This window comes from Cupriavidus gilardii (assembly GCF_013347325.1).
Taxonomy (GTDB): Bacteria; Pseudomonadota; Gammaproteobacteria; order Burkholderiales; family Burkholderiaceae; genus Cupriavidus; species Cupriavidus gilardii.
Genome location: NZ_CP054624.1, coordinates 281,999 through 300,339 on the forward strand (window position 1 = coordinate 281,999; position 18,341 = coordinate 300,339).

Sequence of the window (18,341 nt, forward strand, 5' to 3'; positions counted from 1 at the left end):
CGCGGTTCGGCGCGTGCGGTGGCCATGGCGCTTTGCTAGAGTGCAGCCAACGCCTTTCCGGAGCCCCCTCCTTCCGATGCCCGCCGATCGCCACGCCTCCCGTCTGAACATCCGGCATGCACAGCGGCTTGCGCTGGCGGACTGGTGCGCACAGGGCCGGCTCGCGATGCAGCCGGCGCGGCACGCGTGGGCCGATACGGAACCGCGCCTTGCGGACTGGCACCGCTGGCTGCAGCGGGCGCTGCTCGCGCTCGGCGTGGCGCTGTTGTGTGCCGGCGTGATCGTCTTCTTCGCATTCAACTGGCAGGCCCTGCACAAGTTCAGCCGCTTCGGCTTGCTGGCGGTGCTGATCAGCGCGCTGGCGGCCTTCGCCTGGCGGCGCCCCGACGGCGACGCGGCCGGCCGCGTCGCCGTCGGGGCGCCGCGCAAATGTTCACCGGGGCGTTGCTGGCGGTGATCGGGCAGGTGTACCAGACCGGCGCCGACGCCTGGCAACTGTTCGCGTGGTGGACGTTGTTGTCCGTGCCCTGGGCGCTGGCCGCGCACGCCCCGCCCCACTGGTGGTTGGTGGTGGTGCTGGCCAATGTCGCGCTGCTGCGCTTCTTCAGCGTCGAACTGGGCGCCGGCCTGCCGTTCACGCTGCTGTTCGGCGTCGAAGGCGGCAAGCTGGTGGGCCTGTGGCTGCTTGCCGCGGCCATGCTGCAGTTGGCACTGTGGCTGGTGCTGTCCGCGCACGCGCCGCGTTTCGGCCTGCGGGGTCAGGGCGGCGTGCGGCTGCTGGCGGCGCTGGCTTGCGCGCATGCGGTCTGGCTCGGCCTGGGCGCCTTGTTCGGCGACCGCTTCGACGGCGCGATGCTGATCGTCGCGCTGGCCGCCGTATTGGGGCTGGGCGCCTGGTTCCGGCGGCGCAACGTCGATCTGCTGGTGCCGAGCGTCCTTGCGCTGTCGCTGATTGCGCTGATCGTCGCGGGGCTCGGCCGCCTGTTGTCCGAGGCCGGTGCGGAATTCGGCGGCTTCCTGCTGCTCGGCCTGCTGACACTCGGCCTGTCGGCCGTGTCGGCGACGTGGTTGATGCGCTTGCATCGCGACCATGCGGAGGGGCCCATCGATACGTTCGCCGACGCGTCCACCGACAGCTCCACCGATAGCACCACCGCCACGTTCGCCGAACGGCCGCCGTCGCGTCAGCGGAGCGGGACGGTGCAACCGTCAGCGGCGGTGCAGGCGCTGTGGCGCGCGCTGGCCGCGGAAGGCGCGGTCGAAGGGCACCCGCCCGCCGAGACCGATGCACCATGGTCCGTGCGGCTGTTGACCGGCATGGCCGGATGGCTCGGCGCGGTGTTCTTCCAGCTGTTCCTGCTCGGCACCGTCTTCGTCGCCGCGCGCGAAAACGCCTGGGCCATCCTGGTCTGCGGACTGGCGCTGATCGCGCTGGCCGCGCTGCTGTACCGGCGCCGCGCCGGCCATACCGGCTTCGAGCAATTTGCGCTGGCCAGCAGCCTGACCGGGCAGGGGCTTGCGCTGTATGCCGCCGCCGATCTGCTGGGGCGCGCCCGCGCCGTGGAAACCGCGGCGTTCTGGTGCGAGGTCGCGGCCTGCGAGATGCTGCTCTATGCGGCGATCGGCAATCGCCTGCATCGATTGCTGGCCGCGCTGGCGGCGATGGTGTCCGTGGCGGTTGCCCTGACCATTGCCATTGCGATGGGGCCGCCGACGCCCTGGCAGGCGTTGGGCTGGGCCCTGGTCTGGCTGGCGCCCGTCGCCGTGCTGAAGGCGACGCTGTTTGCCGGGGGCGAGGGACGGCTCGCCGCGCATGGGCGCCATCCATGGCTTGCGCCGGCGGCTGACGCCTTGCTGGTTTGCGGCCTGCTTGGCGCCCTGATCGTGACGGGCATCGGCAATCCGGTCAGCCTTTTCGCCGAACCCCCGGCGCGCGGCGTACCGCATTGGCTGGCGGGCGCGCTGTTCGCCGTGCTGCTGGTCGGCTTCGGCTTCGCCGAAGCGGCTCGGCTCGGCCTGCCATCCCGCGGGCGCACCGCGGCCGCAGGCGTACTCGCGCTGTACGCCGCCTTGATGGCCGGCGCCCCCGCCGTCGTGGCCGGCACGTTGGCGGTGGGACTGGCCCTGCGGCGGGCTTCGCTCGCCTGGCTGGGACTGGGCCTGGCCGCGATCGGCCTGGGCTTCGTCTGGTACTACAGCGCGCTGCACTGGACGCTGGCGATCAAGTCGGCAACGCTGGTGGCGGCCGGCATCGCCGTGCTCGCCGCACGCGCGTGGCTGTCGCGGCCGAGGCCGACGCCGGCCGCAATCGACATTGCGGAGGAGGGCGGCCGATGAAACGCTGGATCCTGATTGCCTGGGTGCTGACGCTCGCGGTCGCCGGCGCCGGCGTGATCGGCAACGAGCGGCTGCTCGCGCGCGGCGATGTGGTGCTGTTGCGGCTGGCGCCGGTCGATCCGCGCTCGCTGATGCAGGGCGACTATATGGCGCTGAACTTCGCCATCGGCGCGCCGATCCTGCGCGCGCTGGAGACCACCGACGACCGTATCCGCACGGCGGTGGTCCGGCTCGATGCGCACGGCGAGGCCAGCTTCGTCCGGCTGCATCGCGGCGAACCGTTGGTCGCCGGCGAACATCTGCTGCGCTTCCAGCTGAAACCGTCGCGCTGGGGTAGCGATCGGATCCAGATCTCGACCGACGCCTTCTTTTTCCAGGAGGGCCAGGCGCGCCGCTACGAGGGCGCGCAATTCGGCGCCTTTCGCGTCGATGCGGACGGCCAGGCGCTGCTGGTCGAGCTGCGCGACGCGGCAAGGCATCCGCTGTGAGCACGCGGCCGTCCGCCGCGCTGGTGGTCGGCTGCACCGCGCTGTCGATGCTGGCCTTCGCCGGCAATTCGCTGCTGTGCCGGCTCGCGCTGCGGGACACCACCATCGACGCGGCGAGCTTTACCACCGTGCGGCTGTTGGCGGGCGCCATCACGCTATGGGTGCTGGTCCGGTTGCGTGGTGGCGCTTCGCGCGCGCCTGAGGCAACGCTAACGACTGGGGCATGGAGCGGCAACTGGCGCTCGGCGCTGGCGCTGTTCGCCTACGCGATCCTTTTCTCGTACGCCTACGCTCAGCTATCGGCGGCCACCGGCGCGCTGCTGCTGTTCGGCGCGGTGCAGGTCACGATGATCGGCCGCGGACTGTGGCTCGGCGAACGGCCTTATCTCGTGCAGACGGCCGGGTATCTGATTGCTGTCGTGGAACTGATCGGCATGCTGCTGCCCGGCCTGTCCGCGCCCCCGCTGGTCGGCGCGCTGCTGATGATCGCGTCCGGCGCGGCCTGGGGCATCTATTCGATCCGCGCCAAGGGCGCACGCGACCCGGTGCGCGCCAACGCCGGCAACTTCCTGCGCGCCTCGCTCTGCTGCGTGCCGCTCTATCTGGCTGCGCTGCCGTGGGCCAGCCACGATGCCGAAGGCATGCTGTACGCGGTGCTGTCCGGCGCGATCGCCTCGGCGCTGGGCTATGCGATCTGGTACGTCGCGCTGCGGGGTTTGACGGTGACCACCGCTGGACTGGTGCAACTCAGCGTGCCGGTGATTGCGGCGGCGGGTGGCGTGCTGCTGTTGGGTGAGGCGGTGACGTGGCGGTTGGTGGTGGCGTCGGTCGCGGTGTTGGGCGGGGTGGCGGTGGGGATGGGGTATCGGCGGGCGACGCGGTGAGGCGCTGCTGTCTCAAGTTGTGAGTTTCGTGATGTCAACGGTTGCACGTTGTTTATTGGAGCAACGATGTTCTCTGATCTCGCTGGCGCGTTTCTCGCCAAACTTATTCCCGCCATTCTTCCTGATCTGGCCCGAATCGCGAAACAGTCGCGAGGCGAAATGACTGTGGACGATCTACAAGGGGAAGCGTGGATTCTTGCAGAGAAATTAAGCCGTAACCGTGATCCGCGACCGGACCCGGCCGACAGAGCCTTCCAACAACAGATCCTCGCGAGGCTGTTCAATCGCTTCGTAAAGTTTGCGGATAAGCGTTTGCGATTCGCAGTGAGGTTGGATGAACAGATTGAGGATGACAACGGCGGAACGCACGAAAACTGGTTTGCCGCGACGCTGACCGCCCCGGAAGCCAATGAGCCGTACCGGATGTTGGAGACATACGAGCAGCTAAACCAACAAGACAAAACGGTATTGGCTCGTTTTGCGGAAGCCGTCGCCTACCTCCGGGTCTTTGCCAACATGCCGAATGACCTGACATCCATCGCAAATCATTTGGCCATTTCAACCGGCACATTGCGCAAGCGGTTGAAGTACGCGGAACGAACAATGGCGCTCCAGCCGTCACTATTCGATGGCGTTACTCAAATAGAAGAGAACTTCATGCCCCCGGCAGCAGGAAGAAAACACCGAATAGTTCCAGCCGTCGATAGCGCTTGCTCTATGGCTGTCCAGTGTCGGCTTTTCCCGCGTGCTTATGTGCCACTTCGACTCATCTGTTTGCAGCAGGGGCGGTAACAGAGTCGGTATCTCAGTGTGCCGGTCGTCTCTCTACACCATCAAATTTGGCAACGCATCCGCAAGCGCATCGACAGCCAGCCGTACCTTGCGCGCAAGATGCGGCGTGCGCAGCCAAAGCGCATAGGCGTCGTACAGGAAAGCCGGCTCGTCCGGGAACAGCCGTACCAGTGCACCGGCGTGGATCCGTTCACGGACGAGCCAGGAGGGAAGCCATGCGACCCCCATGCCGGCGGTCGCCGCGTCGGCAATCGCATCGAGGTCGTCGAGCTGCAGCCGGCCTGCCGGATGCCATTCCACCGGCGGCCCATCGTCGCGCGGGAACAGCCATGGCGCCACCGGTCCGGAGCGGCGATAGATGATCGCATGGTGCTGGCGCAGGTCTTCGATTTGATGCGGCTCGCCATGGCGATCGAGATAGGCCGGCGAGGCGCAGACGATCATGCGCTGGCGAGCGATCCGGCGCGCGATGGTGTCGGCCCGGTCCTGCAGGCTTCCGGTGCGGATCGCGAGGTCGTAGCCGTCTTCCGCCAGGTCGATCAGCCGGTCGCTGAACGACAGCTCCAGTTCCAGCGCCGGATATTGCCGCGCCAGCTCCAGCAGGATCGGCATCGCGCAGTGCCGGCCAAAGTGAACCGGCATCGTGACGCGCAGCTTGCCGCGGGGCTCGGCCAACTGGTCCGCCGCCAGGGCGTCGGCCGCCTCGGCCTCGGCCAGGATCAGCCGGCATCGTTCGTAGTAGGCACGGCCGAAATCCGTCAGGCTCTGCCGGCGCGTGGTGCGGTTCAGCAGCCGCGTGCCGAGGCGCTCTTCGAGGAAGCGGACGTGCTTGCCGACCATCGGCCCCGTGATGCCCAGCGCGTCCGCGGCCGCGGCAAACGAGCCAAGATCGACGGCTTTTACGAACACGGCCATGCTGGTCAGGCGGTCCATGATTCGAAAGTATTGGTTTTGATAGCCGAGCCGGAGCGGCGATTTATCGGTTTGTCGCCGGAAATCATACTGGATTCATCGCAATCAATTTGGAGTGAATTCAGCCATGCAGACCGCTCGTGTCGTCCGTTTCCATCAAATCGGCGGGCCTGAAGTCCTGCGCATCGAACATGCCGAAGTGCCGGAGCCCGGCGTCGGCGAGGTGCGGATTCGCGTCAAGGCGCTCGGTCTGAATCGCGCCGAGGTATTGCTGCGGACCGGCCGCTATATCGAGACGCCGACTTTCCCGTCCGGACTCGGCGTGGAAGCGGCGGGCGTGATCGAATCCGTGGGTCCGGGCGTGGACGGTCTTGCACCGGGCGACGCCGTCAGCGTGGTACCGCCGAAATCGATGGTGCAATGGCCGACCTATGGCGAATGGATCCGCATGCCGGCCGCGCTCGTCGTCAAGCATCCGCCGTCGTTGAGCTGGGAAGGCGCCGCGGCGCTGTGGATGCCATACCTGACCGCTTATGGCGCGTTGATCGATGTCGCCGGACTCGGCAAGGGCGACGTCGTGGCGATCACCGCGGCCTCCAGCAGCGTCGGCCTCGCAGCGATCCAGATTGCCAATATGGTTGGCGCCATTCCCATCGCGATCACGCGATCGTCGGCGAAGCGGGCGGCCTTGCTCGACGCCGGTGCGCGGCATGTCGTGGCCTCGGGCGAGGAAGACCTCGAGGCACGGCTGAAGGAGATTGCGGGCGAGCACGGCGTGCGCGTCGTGCTCGACGCGATCGGCGGGCCGATCTTCGAACCGCTGACGGCAGCGATGTCACGCGGCGGCATGCTGATCGAATACGGCGGCCTCAGCCCGTCGCCCACGCCGTTTCCGCTGTTCACGGTCCTGAGCAAATCGCTGACGCTGCGGGGGTATCTGGTGCACGAGACCATCGGCGATCCGGCGCGGCTGGCGGATGCAAAGGCGTTCATCGTGCGCGGAATCGACGAGGGGCAACTGCGGCCGACCATCGCCCGGACCTTTGCGTTCGACCAGATCGTCGAGGCGCATCGGTTTCTGGAGTCGAACGAGCAGTTTGGGAAGGTGGTGGTGAGGGTTTGAAGGGGGCTTTCTGCAAGAGTGGATCAGCGTGTTGAGGCAATCTCCTGCGCTTCAGTTCATTGTTATCTCACCAACGAGCATCGGCTATGCGCCTCCACAATCCCCCGCATCCTGTCGAGATCCTGCGTCAGCTCTGGCTGGAACCTCTGAAGCTGACCATCACCGAAGCGGCCGCCGCTCTGGACGTATCGCGGAAAACCCTGTCCGGGATCGTCAACGGTCGTGCCTCCATCACGCCCGAAATGGCGGTCCGGCTTGACATGGCCTTCGGCAAGAGCGCGGAATCGTGGTTGGCGCATCAGGCCGCGTATGACCTGTGGCAGGTCAATCAGCGGCGCGATGGATTGCATGTGCGGCGGCTGACGTCGGCCACCTGAACAACGCCGCTGACCATTCCGGAGATTGAAAAAAACAAAACAGCCCGGCAAGCCGGGCTGTCCAATAGGGTCGGGAAAGCGTGGGTGCAGTCCGTTCGCTGTCCTCAGACGTTGAACAGGAAGTTCATCACATCCCCATCCTTGACCACATACTCCTTCCCTTCCGCCCGCATCTTGCCCGCTTCCTTGGCGCCCTGTTCGCCCTTGAAGGCGATGAAGTCCTCGAAGGCGATGGTTTGCGCGCGGATGAAGCCGCGTTCGAAGTCGGTGTGGATCACGCCGGCCGCCTTGGGAGCCGTGTCGCCGACGTGGATGGTCCAGGCGCGCACTTCCTTGACGCCTGCGGTGAAGTAGGTCTGCAGGCCGAGCAGCTTGAAGCCGGCGCGGATCACGCGGTCCAGGCCCGGTTCTTCCATGCCGAGGTCGGCCAGGAACACGGCCTTGTCCTCGTCCTCGAGGTCCGCGATCTCGGCCTCGATCGCGGCGCAGACGGCGACGACCGGCGACTTGGTCGTCTCGGCGTACTTGCGCACGGCGTCCAGGTGCGGATTGTTCTCGAAGCCGTCCTCGCGCACGTTGGCGACGTACATGGTCGGCTTGGCGGTGATCAGGCAGAACGGGCGCAGCGCGTCCCATTCCTCGGGCGCCAGATCCAGCGTGCGCACGGCCTTGGCCTCGTCGAGCACGGCCTGGGCCTTCTCCAGCACGGCGACCAGCCGCTGCGCTTCCTTGTCGCCGGCGCGGGCCGGCTTGACGTAGCGTGCCAGCGCCTTTTCGACGGTGGCGAGGTCGGCCAGCGCCAGTTCGGTATTGATGACTTCGATATCGGACAGCGGATCGACCTTGCCGGCCACGTGGATCACGTTCGGATCCTCGAAGCAGCGCACCACGTGCGTGATGGCGTCGGTCTCGCGGATATTGGCCAGGAACTGGTTCCCCAGGCCTTCGCCCTTGGACGCGCCCGCCACCAGGCCGGCGATGTCGACGAACTCGACCGTCGCCGGCACGACGCGCTCGGGTTTGACGATCTCGGCGAGGGCCTTAAGCCTCGGATCCGGCACTTCCACCACGCCGACATTGGGCTCGATGGTGCAGAACGGATAGTTTTCGGCGGCGATGCCGGCCTTGGTCAGGGCGTTGAACAGCGTGGACTTGCCGACGTTGGGCAGGCCGACGATGCCGCATTTGAGGCTCATGGTGTTCCGGGCGGTAAGCGATAGCAAAGCCGGTATTCTAGCGGATGGGCGTCCCGGCGCCCGCCGGTCCAAGCCGCCCGCGTCAGGGGGCCGGCTCGCCTGCCGGGCGAGCGCTGGGTGACCCATCAATGCCGCTGGCTATAATCGCCCCATGACCAGAGCCAGCGCGTCCACGCGGACCTCGTTTTCCCATTTCCAGATTGCCGTGGTTGGCGGCGGCATCGTCGGCAAGACTTGCGCGTTGCTGCTGGCGCAGCAGGGCATGCAGGTCGCGCTGATCGCGCCGCGGCCCGGCAATGCCTCGGCCGCCGCGGCCGCGCCCGGTGAGGGCGAGTGGGACAGCCGCGTCTACGCGTTCTCGGCCAGCTCTCAGGCGTTGCTGAGCCGGCTGCGGATCTGGGAGGCGCTGGACCCGGCCCGGATGCAGCCGGTGCGCGACATGCGGGTGTTCGGCGACGATACCGCGGCGCGGGACGACGCCGGCCTGACCGGCGATCTGCATTTCTCGGCCTACGCGGCCGCGGTGCCGGAGCTGGCGTGGATCATCGAATCGAGCCATGTCGAGCGCGTGCTCGACACCGCGCTGCGCTTCCAGCATCAGGTCCATTGGTATCAGCAGGCCGCCACCGGCTTCGAGCGCGACGAGCTGGGTGTCACGCTGACGCTGGCCGATGGCGCGCGGGTCCGCGCCAACTGCGTGGTCGGCGCCGATGGCGCGCGCTCGTGGGTCCGCACGCAGTGCCACATCGGCGTCAGCACGCGGCGTTACCGGCAGTCTGGGGTGGTCGCGAACTTCGCCTGCGAGCTGCCGCATCACGCGACCGCGTGGCAGTGGTTCCTCGGCGCGCCGCCGAAGCTGCTGGCCGACGAGGAGTCGTGCAACTGCGAAATCCTGGCGATGCTGCCGCTGCCTGGCAATTACCTGTCGATGGTGTGGTCGGCCGACGAGGCCCATGCGCGCGAATTGACCGCGCTGACGCCGGAGCAGCTGGCGCAGGCGGCGATGGACGCGGCCAGCGGCGCGGTCGGCCGCCAGTTCGGCGCGCTGCGTTGCGTGACGCCGGCGCAGGCGTTCCCGCTGGTGCTGCAGCATGCCGAGTGCGTGGTGCAGCCTCATGTGGTGCTGGTCGGCGATGCCGCCCACGTCGTGCACCCGCTGGCCGGGCAGGGCATGAATCTCGGCTTGCGCGATGTCGCGGAACTTGGCCGCGTGATGGCCGCCAAAGAGTCGTTCCGCGACGAAGGCGATCTGCGTCTGCTGCGCCGCTACGAGCGCGCGCGCGCCACCGACCTGCTGTCGCTGACGGCGGCCACCGACGGCCTGCATCGGCTGTTTTCGTTGCAGGGCGGGCTGGCGCGGATGGTGCGCAATACCGGCATGCGGGCGGTGGGCGGCCAGGCGCTGCTCAAGCGCTTCCTGATCGGACGGGCGCTCGGCTGAGCGCCGGCGCCATCGAGGCGGTCCAGCCGCGCAACAAACGCAACCGAAGTAGCCAACGCAACCGACGCGACCAGCGCGCTGCACGCAGCCAACGCCGCCAATGCACCGAACCCATCCGCGGCCGATCCGCCCGGTCCACCCACATCCGAGCCAACCAGAACCCGGAGTCAATATGCCGTATTCCCTCGGGCGCTCCGCCCGCCCGAACCCGCAGCACGCTAACCCGCTGCGCAACGTGCTGACCCAGCGCGCCGCGCGCGCGGTGGCAATGCTGACGCTCGCCGTTGCCACCGCCGCCTTCGCGCACCCGGCACTGGCCGCAAGCGACCCGACCGCGGACCGCATCAAGGCCAACGTGCAGAAGATGCTTGGCGGCCGCGCGGAGATCAAGAGCGTCGAGAAGACGCCGATCGCCGGCCTCTACGAGGTCAATATCGGCGGCCAGCTGGTCTATGCCGATGCCAGCGGGCGCTACATCCTCAATGGCGAGCTGCTCGACACGCGCAGCGGCACCAACCTGACCGAACAGCGGTTGGCCGAGATCAATCGCATCAAGTGGTCCGACCTGCCGCTGTCGCGCGCGATCAAATGGAGCAAGGGCGACGGCAGCCGCCAGGTCGCGGTGTTCTCGGATCCGAACTGCGGTTATTGCAAGCAGATCGAGCAGACCTTCCAGCAGATGGACAACATCACGGTCTACACCTTCCTCTATCCGGTGTTGTCGCCGGACTCGACCGTCAAGGCCAGGCAGGTCTGGTGCGCGTCCGACCGGACCAAGGCGTGGCGCGACTGGATGCTGTCGAAGGTCACGCCGAGCGGTGCCGGCAATTGCAAGACACCGCTGGAAGAAAACCTGGCGCTGGGCCACAGCCTCAATGTCACCGGCACGCCGGCGGTGTTCTTCACCGATGGCACGCGCATTGCGGGCGCGGCCGATGTCGCCACGCTGGAGCGCAAGCTGTCGAGCCTGAAGAAGTAAGGAACCAAGCAGGTCCGGCGCGGCAGGCCGGCGTGGGCCGGCATGGCCTCCAGGGCCTGCACGATCGGATCGCATAACGGATCGCATCCCCAGGAGACACCACCATGACCTTCCGCGCGCTGTTGCTGAACCAGACCGACGGCGACAAGCCGTCGACCCGCGCCGAGATCGCGACGCTGCAGGACGACCAGTTGCCCGCCGACGGCGACGTGCTGGTCGAGATCGACTGTTCAACGATCAACTTCAAGGACGGACTGGCGATCACGGGCCGCAGTCCGGTCGTGCGCAAATGGCCGATGGTGGCCGGCATCGACGGCGCCGGCACCGTGCTGGAATCGTCGAATCCGCGCTGGCGCGCCGGCGACAAGGTGGTGCTGAACGGCTACGGCGTCGGCGAGACGCACTGGGGCTGCCTGGCGCAGCGCGCGCGCCTGAAGGGCGAATGGCTGGTGCGCCTGCCCGAGTCGCTGACGACGCGGCAGGCGATGGCGATCGGCACGGCCGGCTATACCGCGATGCTGTCGGTGCTGGCGCTGGAGGCGTCGGGCGTGCGGCCGGAGCAGGGCGAGGTGTTGGTCACCGGTGCGTCGGGCGGCGTCGGCACCGTCGCGATCGCGCTGCTGGGCAAGCTCGGCTATCGCGTCGTGGCCTCGACCGGCAAGACCGGCGAGGCTGACTTCCTGAAGGCGCTTGGCGCGGCCGACGTCATCGATCGCGCCGAGCTGTCGGCGCCGGGCAAGCCGCTGCAGAAGGAGCGCTGGGCCGCGGTGGTCGATGCGGTCGGCTCGCACACACTGGTCAACGCCATCGCGCAGGTGCGCTACGGCGGCGTGGTGACCGCCTGCGGACTGGCCCAAGGCATGGACTTCCCCGGCTCGGTGGCGCCGTTCATCCTGCGTGGCGTGACGCTGCACGGCATCGACAGCGTGATGGCGCCGATGGCGCGGCGCGAGCAGGCGTGGGCGCGGCTCGCGCAGGACCTGGAACCGGACCGGCTGGCGGCGATCACGCAGGAGATCGGCCTGGCGGAGGCGATCGAAGCGGGCCAGCGCATCATTGCGGGCGGCATGCGCGGACGCGTGGTGGTCGACGTCAATCGCTGACATTGGAGGCGGCGCCGCGCGCGGCGGGCGTACCGCGACGGCAGCAACGCGACACCAACGCATCAGCGCATCAACGCATCAACGCATCAACGCCCGAGCGCGTCAACGGCAGCGCCCGGGCCCACGTGCCCGTGACGCTACAATCGTGGCCATGAAGCCGATCCACTACGCCATTGCCCCGCTTCAGCCCGAAGCGCATCTGTTCGCGGTCACCGTCACGGTGGACGATCCCGATCCCGCCGGCCAACGTTTCTCGCTGCCGGCGTGGATTCCCGGCAGCTACATGATTCGCGAGTTCGCGCGGAACATCGTCAGGATTCGCGCCGATGCCGGCAATGGAGCAGACCGCCGGCCGGTCGCGCTGACCAAGCTCGACAAGCACAGCTGGCAGGCCGAGCCGATCGACCCGGCGCAAGGTCCGCTGACGCTGTCGTACGAGGTCTACGCGTGGGACCTGTCGGTGCGCGCCGCGCATCTGGACCGGACCCACGGCTTCTTCAACGGGACCTCGGTGTTTCTGTGCGTCGACGGCAAGGCCGACCGGCCCTGCACCGTCGACATCCATCCGCCGCAGGGCGACCAATATCGCAACTGGCGCGTCGCCACGGCGATGCCCGAAGCGCCGGGCCGCGGCGGTGCGAAGCGCTATGGCTTCGGCCGCTATCGCGCCGCCGACTACGACGAGCTGATCGATCATCCGGTCGAGATGGGCGAATTCGCGATGGGCTCGTTCAAGGCTTGCGGCGCGCAGCACGACGTGGTGTTCACCGGCCGCGTGCCGCAGCTGGACATCGACCGCGTCTGCCGCGACCTGAAGCGGATCTGCGAGGCGCAGATCCGGCTGTTCGAGCCGCGCAGCGAGCGCGCGCCGTTCCTCGACAGCAATCGCCGCTATGTCTTCATGACGATGGTCACCGGCGACGGCTATGGCGGCCTCGAACATCGCGCCAGCACCGCGCTGATGTGCGCGCGCGGCGATCTGCCGGTGCGCGGCAGCTCGGATACCAGCGCCGAAAGCAGCGAGGGCTACCGCGGCTTCCTGGGCCTGTGCAGCCACGAGTATTTCCATACCTGGAACGTCAAGCGGATCAAGCCGGCGGCCTTCGTGCCGTACCGGCTGCAGGCCGAAACGCATACGCCGCTGCTGTGGCTGTTCGAGGGCTTCACCAGCTATTACGACGACCTGATGCTGGTGCGCAGCGGCTGCATCACCGAGCAGCAATACGTCGAGCTGCTGGCCAAGACCTGGAACGGCGTGCTGCGCGGCAGCGGCCGCACCAAGCAGAGCGTGGCCGACAGCTCGTTCGATGCCTGGACCAAGTACTACCGCCAGGACGAAAACGCGCCCAATGCGATCGTCAGCTACTACACCAAGGGCTCGCTGATCGGCCTGGCGCTGGACCTGACCATCCGCAGCCGCACCGACGGCCGCCGCTCGCTGGACGACGTGATGCGGATGCTGTGGCGGCGCTATGGCCGCGATTTCTACGCGCCCGGCGCGGTGCAGCGCGGCGTCACCGAGGACGAGGTCCATGCGCTGATCGACGAGGTGGCCGGCGTACGCGTGTCCCCGCAACTGCGGGCCTGGACCGAGGGCACCGGCGAGCTGCCGTTGCCCGCGCTGTTCAAGTCCTTCGGCATCCGGGCCGAACTGCGCAAGCCCACGCGCGCGGCCGCGCTCGGCATCAAGACCACCAGCGAGAACGGCTGGGTGCGCGTGACGCAGGTGCTCGACGGCGGCGCGGCGCAGGCGGCCGGCTGGTCGGCCGGCGATCTGCTGGCCGCGGTGGACGGGCTGCGCGTCACGCCGAACGGGGCCGGGCAGCTCGACAAGCTGCTGGCGCGCTATCGCGCCGGCGACAGCGTGCCTTGCCACCTGTTCCGCCGCGACGAGCTGCACGTGCTGCCGGTGACCTTCGCGCCGGAGCCGGCCACCGAATATCGGCTGCAGCTGGAAGAAGGCGGAGATCGGCGCCAGCGCGGCCGCCATCCATTGCGCGCACGCTGGCTGGGCCGGTAAGCTGGCGGCCCCGCCGTTTGCCGTAGCTCGTCCGCCGTAGCTCGCCCACCGCGCCCGCATGCAATACGCCCACGATCCCCGCACCTTCGTTTTCTCGCATTACGTCTATCGCGGCCTGCGCTCGGCCACCGGCGTCATCGGCGCGACGCTGATCGCGCTGCAGCTGGCCGACCTGCCGACCGCGATGGTGGTGTCGATGGGCGCGCTGTGCACGAGCCTGATGGACCTGCCCAGCCCGGTGAACCACAAGTTCAACGAGATGCTGGCCAGCGTGCTGTTGTGTACCGCGGTGACGCTGATCGTCGCGCTGGTCACGCCGTTCCCGCGCGTGCTGCCGGTCGTGCTGGTGCTGGTCACCTTCCTGGCCGGCATGATGACCGTCTACGGCAACAAGACGATGCCGTTGCAGTTCTCGACGCTGTTCGTGATGACGCTGACGTTGAGCGAGGACTTCGTCGTGCGGCGCGCGATCGAGCATGCGCTGCTGTTCGGCGCCGGCGCGGCCGCGTACATGGCCTATGCGATGGCGGTCAGCTGGCTGATGGAGCGGCGCACCAAGCAGCAGATCCTGGCCGAATCGCTGTACGAGCTGGCCGCCTATCTCGAGATCAAGGCCGGCTTCTACGATGCCGGCAACGACTACGACGAGCAGTTCAACGCGCTGGTGCGGCAGCAGATCGTGGTCGCGGAGCGGCAGCAGGCGGCGCGCGACCTGGTGCTGCGCGGCAACCGCACGCTGCACGACGGACTGCTGGTGCAGGTCCATCTGCGGATGCTGGACCTGTACGAATACATCCTGTCGACCAATACCGACTACCCGCTGCTGCGCCAGACCTTCGCCGGCACGCCGGTGCTCGACGCGCTGCGGCGGCTGATCCGGCTGATGTGCCAGGACGTCGAGGGCATCGCCTATGACGTGACGCGCGGCCGGCCCTCGTATGCCGAGGTCGATTACCGCGAGGCGCTGCGCGCGGTCGCCGACGAGATCGCGATGCTGCGGCACCACCATATCGATCCGGCCGCGATGACGGCGCTCGGCGAGACGCTCGACATGATCAAGGGCGCGATCGCGCTGGTCGAGCAGCTGCACGTGGCCTCGCGCACGCCGGTCGAGCCGCGCCAGGTGCTGCCCGGCCCCGACATGACGCCATTCCTGACGCGCCAGCGCTACGAATGGCGCGTGCTGCGCGACAACCTGCACTGGCGCGCGCCGGTGTTCCGCTTCTCGCTGCGGGTCACGATGGCGGTGGCGGCCGGGCTGGTATTGGCAAGCTATCTGCCCTACGCCTCGCACAGCTACTGGATCCTGCTGACCATCATCGTCATCCTGAAGCCGAACTTCAGCATGACCAAGCAGCGCTACAACGACCGCCTGATCGGCACGCTGATCGGCTGCATCATCGCGTTGGCGATCCTGCGCGTGGTGCACGAGCCGCTGGTGCTGCTGGCGGTGCTGTTCGTCTCGCTGGTGGCCAGCGCGACCTTCGTCACGATCAAGTACCGCTACACGGCGATCGCGGCGTGCGTGCAGGTGCTGGTGCAGATCAACCTGCTGATGCCGGGCTCGACGGTCGTCGGCGAGCGGCTGGTCGATACGGTGATCGGCGGCGTGATCGCATCGATCTTCAGTTTCGTGCTGCCGAGCTGGGAATATCGCGCGATTCCGGCGCTGGTCGAGAACGTGCTGAACGCCAACCGCCGCTATATCGCGGCCACGCGTGATCTGCTGCTGGGAAAAACGGGGGATGACTTCGCCTATCGGGTCGAGCGCAAGCAGTTCATGGACAGCCTGTCGGCGCTGATCGGCTCGTTCCAGCGGATGCTCGACGAGCCCAAGAGCCGGCACCGCGCCGTGGACAACCTGAACCGCTTCATCGTGCAGAACTACCTGGTCGCGGCCCATGTCGCCGCGGCGCGCATCCAGGTGCGCCAGCACGCCGACGAGCTGGACCTGCCGGCCGCGCGCGCCGCCATCGAGGAGGCGACCGAGGCGGCCAGCCGCAGCCTGCGGCTGGCCAGCGAGCGGCTGCTCGAGGGCGACCGCGGCGAGGGCCGGGGCGCGGGCTTCATCCGCCGGCGGGCGGCGCCGGTGGAGCAGCCGGCCGCGGCCGTGACAGAACCGGGCGCGGCGGGGGACAGCGACACCGACACCGCCGCAGCACCGAAACCATCGGAACCATCGGAACCACCGGGAGCCGCCGAGGCAGCGGACTCGCGCGCCGAGGCGACCGGGCACAAGCAAGCGACGGAGGCGCCGGGCGAAAACGGCGCCGGGCAAGCGAAGGAAACCGAGGATGCCACCGTGGCCGCCGACGCGGCTGCCGATGCCGCGCTCGCCGAAGCCACCGAACGGCGCGCCCGCCTCGCCGATTCGGCCGACCGCTGGCATACCGAAACGCTGGTGCAGACCGCCGGCGCCCCGGAACCCGGCGGCACCGCCAGCTCGACCGGCCGCGCCGCCAACGCGGTGCTCGAGCGCCGGCTGCGCGCGCTGCGCGCCGACGCCGCCAAGATCGCGCTGCGCACCGGCGCGATCGGCCGTGCAATCCGGCAGCGTGCCTGAACGCCAGCCGCCCGCCCGCGGCCAGGCCGGCTTCCGCGCACGGGGGTGGTCATGGCCGCGTCATCGCACTAGTCTACGGTTGTACGGATGTATGGGCGTACGGACTCGCAAGGAGGAACGGCGATGGAAACCTGGCACATCGTGGCGCACGGCAAGGTGCAGGGCGTCGGCTATCGTGCGGCCTGCGAGGATCTGGCGATCCAGCTCGGCCTGGGCGGCTGGGTACGCAACCGCGACGATGGCACCGTCGAGGTGATGGCGTACGGGCCGCCGGAGCGGTTGGCGACACTGCGCGAATGGATGGAGCAGGGCCCGCCGGCGGCACAGGTGGAAAGGCTCGAGGTCGAGCCCGGCGAGGGGGAGTTCGAGCTGTTCGAGTGGCGCACCACGTAGTCGCTTGCTCGTCGTTCCCGCGCGGGCGGGAACCCGGCGGCTTTCACGATCACGCAAGCCTCGCTGGGCCCCGCGTTCGCAGGGGCGACGATACATTCGCGCCTGGTGTCATCGCGCCTGGTGCGCGCTCCAGTCGATCGGCTCGCGCTGGTGCTCGACCAGCCAGTCGTTGGCGAGGCGGAAATGCCCGCAGCCAAGAAAGCCGCGATGGGCAGACAGCGGCGACGGGTGCGGCGCCTCCAGGATGCAGTGCTCGCCGGTCAGCAGGTCCTTCTTGGCCTGCGCGTGGCTGCCCCACAGCAGAAACACCAGATGCTCTCGGCTGGCCGCCAGCGCCGCGATCAGGCAGTCGGTGACCGCTTCCCAGCCGCGCCGGGCGTGGCTGGCGGCTTGTCCCTGCTCGACGGTCAGCACGGTGTTCAGCAGCAGCACGCCCTGCCGCGCCCAGCCTTCCAGATTGCCGGAGGCCGTGGGCCGCGCCACCGCCGGGTCGCCGTACTCGGCGGCGATTTCCTTGAAGATATTGCGCAGGCTCGGCGGCACCCGCACGCCGTCCGGCACCGAAAAGGCCAGGCCATGCGCCTGCGGCACCTCGATGCCATCGACCACGCCGACGCCGTGATAGGGGTCCTGGCCGAGGATCACGACCTTGACCGCCTCGGGCGGCGTCAGATGCAGCGCGTGGAAGACGTCGCGCGGGAACACCGGCTTGCCGGCGGCGCGTTCGCCGTCGACGAAGTCGGCGAGCCGCTGCCATGCGGGCGTGGCCAGGCACGGCGCCAGCAGCGCGCGCCAGGCGGGCGGCAGGGCGTCGGCCTGCGCCGCCAGCGGCGTCCACCGGGGCGGCGGCGCGCTGGCGGGCGCGGCATTGGCGGGTGCATTGGCGTCTGCGTCGGTCTGTGCGTCGGCCTGCGTATCGGCCCTTGCGTCGGCGCCGGCATCGCTCGCCACGCCGGCGAACAGTTCGCCCTGGCCGGTTTCGGCGGCAGATCGGTTCGGACGGCGGCCCATCAGGCGGCTCCCGCCGGCGAGCCGGCTTGCTTGGCCAACGCGTAGCCGCGCGCGGCCTTGCTGCGGTCCGACGGCGTCAGCGCGGCGACCGCGCCGAGCCGCTCGCCGAGCGCGCGCAGCGTCGCGGCAGCCTGTGACGGATCGCCCGACAGCCATTCCAGTTCGAGTTCATGGATGGTCTCGCGCGCCGACCCCGACGCCGGCGTGGTGCCATCCTCCGACACCGCGGCGATCACGCCGGCGTCCAGCGCCGCTTCGATTTCGGCTTCGCCCTGCGCTTGCCCGTGTGTCTCGCCGGCGCCGGCGCCGGTCAGCGGGCAGCGCAGCCGCCAGGTCCGCCGCACGAAATCGGTGCGGAACACCGGCCGCAGCCGGCCCAGCAGCGGCTCGAGCAGCGCGCGCGCCTCGTCGTCGAGCTTCGCCGGCTCCAGCGCTTCGCCGGCGACCTCGGTCTCCCATTCGTTGCGCGTGGCCAGCCCGGCCTCGCTGCGCCCGGCGGTCTTCAACGTCTGCAGCCAGCGCTTGCCGTCGCGGCGCAGCCGCAGCGCGGCGCGCGCCTGCGCCAGCTCATGGGCCGGCGTGTCGAAATAGACGTTGAGCAGATGCGATTCGCCGACGGCCTGCGCGTTGGCGTCGAGCCAGGCCACCAGCGCAGCCGCGGCGGCGGCATCGGGTACTGCCAGTTTCAGTTCGATTTCCTGGGCCATCGGATCGGTCGGTGC

Annotated in this window: 17 protein-coding genes; 13 read left to right on the forward strand and 4 right to left on the reverse strand. The window is 68.7% G+C overall.

The window, feature by feature from the left end:
• The first annotated feature begins 76 nt into the window (after positions 1-76).
• The 5 genes from FOB47_RS26320 to FOB47_RS01330 all read left to right on the forward strand — a co-directional run bounded on the left by FOB47_RS26320 (position 77) and on the right by FOB47_RS01330 (position 4,501).
• Positions 77-457 (forward strand): DUF2157 domain-containing protein, encoded by a 381-nt coding sequence (locus FOB47_RS26320; RefSeq protein ID WP_338031295.1) that lies wholly within the window; start codon positions 77-79, stop codon positions 455-457.
• A complete protein-coding gene (locus tag FOB47_RS26325) occupies positions 430-2,337 on the forward strand; it encodes a DUF4401 domain-containing protein (RefSeq protein ID WP_338031296.1) in 1,908 nt (635 codons plus the stop codon). Before FOB47_RS26320 ends, FOB47_RS26325 begins: the two co-directional genes overlap by 28 nt.
• Positions 2,334-2,825, forward strand: a complete 492-nt coding sequence (locus FOB47_RS01320) for a GDYXXLXY domain-containing protein (protein WP_174779720.1) — start codon at positions 2,334-2,336, stop codon at positions 2,823-2,825. The genes FOB47_RS26325 and FOB47_RS01320 overlap by 4 nt, the downstream gene beginning before the upstream one ends.
• Positions 2,822-3,709: a DMT family transporter gene (locus FOB47_RS01325; RefSeq protein ID WP_174779721.1), complete on the forward strand. Its 888-nt coding sequence runs from the start codon at positions 2,822-2,824 to the stop codon at positions 3,707-3,709. Before FOB47_RS01320 ends, FOB47_RS01325 begins: the two co-directional genes overlap by 4 nt.
• 66 nt (positions 3,710-3,775) lie before the next feature.
• Positions 3,776-4,501, forward strand: a complete 726-nt coding sequence (locus FOB47_RS01330; RefSeq protein WP_174779722.1) for a sigma-70 family RNA polymerase sigma factor — start codon at positions 3,776-3,778, stop codon at positions 4,499-4,501.
• 33 nt (positions 4,502-4,534) lie between these two features.
• On the opposite strand, the gene FOB47_RS01335 is transcribed toward FOB47_RS01330, so the two are convergent.
• Positions 4,535-5,434 (reverse strand): LysR family transcriptional regulator, encoded by a 900-nt coding sequence (locus FOB47_RS01335; protein WP_174779723.1) that lies wholly within the window; start codon positions 5,432-5,434, stop codon positions 4,535-4,537.
• Positions 5,435-5,540: 106 nt separating this feature from the next.
• On the opposite strand from FOB47_RS01335, the gene FOB47_RS01340 reads away from it, so the two are divergent.
• Together FOB47_RS01340 and FOB47_RS01345 are read left to right on the forward strand one after the other, a co-directional pair.
• A complete protein-coding gene (locus tag FOB47_RS01340; protein ID WP_174779724.1) occupies positions 5,541-6,536 on the forward strand; it encodes a zinc-dependent alcohol dehydrogenase family protein in 996 nt (331 codons plus the stop codon).
• Between the two features lie 86 nt (positions 6,537-6,622).
• Positions 6,623-6,913, forward strand: coding sequence for a HigA family addiction module antitoxin (locus tag FOB47_RS01345; RefSeq protein ID WP_174779725.1), 291 nt, complete (start codon positions 6,623-6,625; stop codon positions 6,911-6,913).
• Positions 6,914-7,017: 104 nt separating this feature from the next.
• Here the strand turns inward: FOB47_RS01345 and ychF are convergent, their stop codons facing one another.
• Positions 7,018-8,109, reverse strand: a complete 1,092-nt coding sequence (gene ychF / locus FOB47_RS01350; RefSeq protein ID WP_053822603.1) for a redox-regulated ATPase YchF — start codon at positions 8,107-8,109, stop codon at positions 7,018-7,020.
• Positions 8,110-8,260: 151 nt separating this feature from the next.
• Between ychF and FOB47_RS01355 the strand changes: the two genes are divergently transcribed.
• The 6 genes from FOB47_RS01355 to FOB47_RS01380 all read left to right on the forward strand — a co-directional run bounded on the left by FOB47_RS01355 (position 8,261) and on the right by FOB47_RS01380 (position 16,608).
• Positions 8,261-9,550, forward strand: a complete 1,290-nt coding sequence (locus FOB47_RS01355; protein ID WP_174779726.1) for a UbiH/UbiF family hydroxylase — start codon at positions 8,261-8,263, stop codon at positions 9,548-9,550.
• A gap of 268 nt (positions 9,551-9,818) precedes the next feature.
• Positions 9,819-10,529, forward strand: coding sequence for a DsbC family protein (locus FOB47_RS01360; protein ID WP_174780808.1), 711 nt, complete (start codon positions 9,819-9,821; stop codon positions 10,527-10,529).
• Between the two features lie 104 nt (positions 10,530-10,633).
• On the forward strand, positions 10,634-11,632 hold the full coding sequence (acuI, locus tag FOB47_RS01365; RefSeq protein WP_174779727.1) for an acrylyl-CoA reductase (NADPH): 999 nt from the start codon (positions 10,634-10,636) through the stop codon (positions 11,630-11,632).
• Between the two features lie 151 nt (positions 11,633-11,783).
• Positions 11,784-13,652: a M61 family metallopeptidase gene (locus FOB47_RS01370; protein WP_174779728.1), complete on the forward strand. Its 1,869-nt coding sequence runs from the start codon at positions 11,784-11,786 to the stop codon at positions 13,650-13,652.
• A gap of 58 nt (positions 13,653-13,710) precedes the next feature.
• The gene (locus FOB47_RS01375; protein WP_174779729.1) at positions 13,711-16,215 is read left to right on the forward strand and encodes an FUSC family protein; all 2,505 of its coding nucleotides are present in this window, start codon (positions 13,711-13,713) and stop codon (positions 16,213-16,215) included.
• Between the two features lie 123 nt (positions 16,216-16,338).
• Positions 16,339-16,608 carry an acylphosphatase gene (locus FOB47_RS01380; RefSeq protein WP_174779730.1) on the forward strand — a complete coding sequence of 90 codons (270 nt, stop codon included), beginning with the start codon at positions 16,339-16,341 and terminating at the stop codon, positions 16,606-16,608.
• 108 nt (positions 16,609-16,716) lie between these two features.
• On the opposite strand, the gene FOB47_RS01385 is transcribed toward FOB47_RS01380, so the two are convergent.
• Together FOB47_RS01385 and FOB47_RS01390 are read right to left on the reverse strand one after the other, a co-directional pair.
• On the reverse strand, positions 16,717-17,619 hold the full coding sequence (locus FOB47_RS01385) for a uracil-DNA glycosylase (RefSeq protein ID WP_174779731.1): 903 nt from the start codon (positions 17,617-17,619) through the stop codon (positions 16,717-16,719).
• Positions 17,619-18,326, reverse strand: coding sequence for a CYTH domain-containing protein (locus FOB47_RS01390; RefSeq protein WP_174779732.1), 708 nt, complete (start codon positions 18,324-18,326; stop codon positions 17,619-17,621). The genes FOB47_RS01385 and FOB47_RS01390 overlap by 1 nt, the downstream gene beginning before the upstream one ends.
• Between the last annotated feature and the right edge of the window lie 15 nt (positions 18,327-18,341).

Bases quoted from the DNA above. Each gene is read 5' to 3' on its own strand.
- FOB47_RS01320 (WP_174779720.1), top strand. From the start codon at position 2,334: ATGAAACGCTGGATCCTGATTGCCTGGGTGCTGACGCTCGCGGTCGCC.
- FOB47_RS01385 (WP_174779731.1), bottom strand. From the start codon at position 17,619: ATGGGCCGCCGTCCGAACCGATCTGCCGCCGAAACCGGCCAGGGCGAA.
- FOB47_RS01345 (WP_174779725.1), top strand. From the start codon at position 6,623: ATGCGCCTCCACAATCCCCCGCATCCTGTCGAGATCCTGCGTCAGCTC.
- FOB47_RS01340 (WP_174779724.1), top strand. From the start codon at position 5,541: ATGCAGACCGCTCGTGTCGTCCGTTTCCATCAAATCGGCGGGCCTGAA.
- FOB47_RS26320 (WP_338031295.1), top strand. From the start codon at position 77: ATGCCCGCCGATCGCCACGCCTCCCGTCTGAACATCCGGCATGCACAG.
- FOB47_RS01355 (WP_174779726.1), top strand. From the start codon at position 8,261: ATGACCAGAGCCAGCGCGTCCACGCGGACCTCGTTTTCCCATTTCCAG.
- acuI (WP_174779727.1), top strand. From the start codon at position 10,634: ATGACCTTCCGCGCGCTGTTGCTGAACCAGACCGACGGCGACAAGCCG.
- ychF (WP_053822603.1), bottom strand. From the start codon at position 8,109: ATGAGCCTCAAATGCGGCATCGTCGGCCTGCCCAACGTCGGCAAGTCC.
- FOB47_RS01360 (WP_174780808.1), top strand. From the start codon at position 9,819: ATGCTGACGCTCGCCGTTGCCACCGCCGCCTTCGCGCACCCGGCACTG.
- FOB47_RS01370 (WP_174779728.1), top strand. From the start codon at position 11,784: ATGAAGCCGATCCACTACGCCATTGCCCCGCTTCAGCCCGAAGCGCAT.
- FOB47_RS01335 (WP_174779723.1), bottom strand. From the start codon at position 5,434: ATGGACCGCCTGACCAGCATGGCCGTGTTCGTAAAAGCCGTCGATCTT.
- FOB47_RS01390 (WP_174779732.1), bottom strand. From the start codon at position 18,326: ATGGCCCAGGAAATCGAACTGAAACTGGCAGTACCCGATGCCGCCGCC.
- FOB47_RS01375 (WP_174779729.1), top strand. From the start codon at position 13,711: ATGCAATACGCCCACGATCCCCGCACCTTCGTTTTCTCGCATTACGTC.
- FOB47_RS01330 (WP_174779722.1), top strand. From the start codon at position 3,776: ATGTTCTCTGATCTCGCTGGCGCGTTTCTCGCCAAACTTATTCCCGCC.
- FOB47_RS01380 (WP_174779730.1), top strand. From the start codon at position 16,339: ATGGAAACCTGGCACATCGTGGCGCACGGCAAGGTGCAGGGCGTCGGC.
- FOB47_RS26325 (WP_338031296.1), top strand. From the start codon at position 430: ATGTTCACCGGGGCGTTGCTGGCGGTGATCGGGCAGGTGTACCAGACC.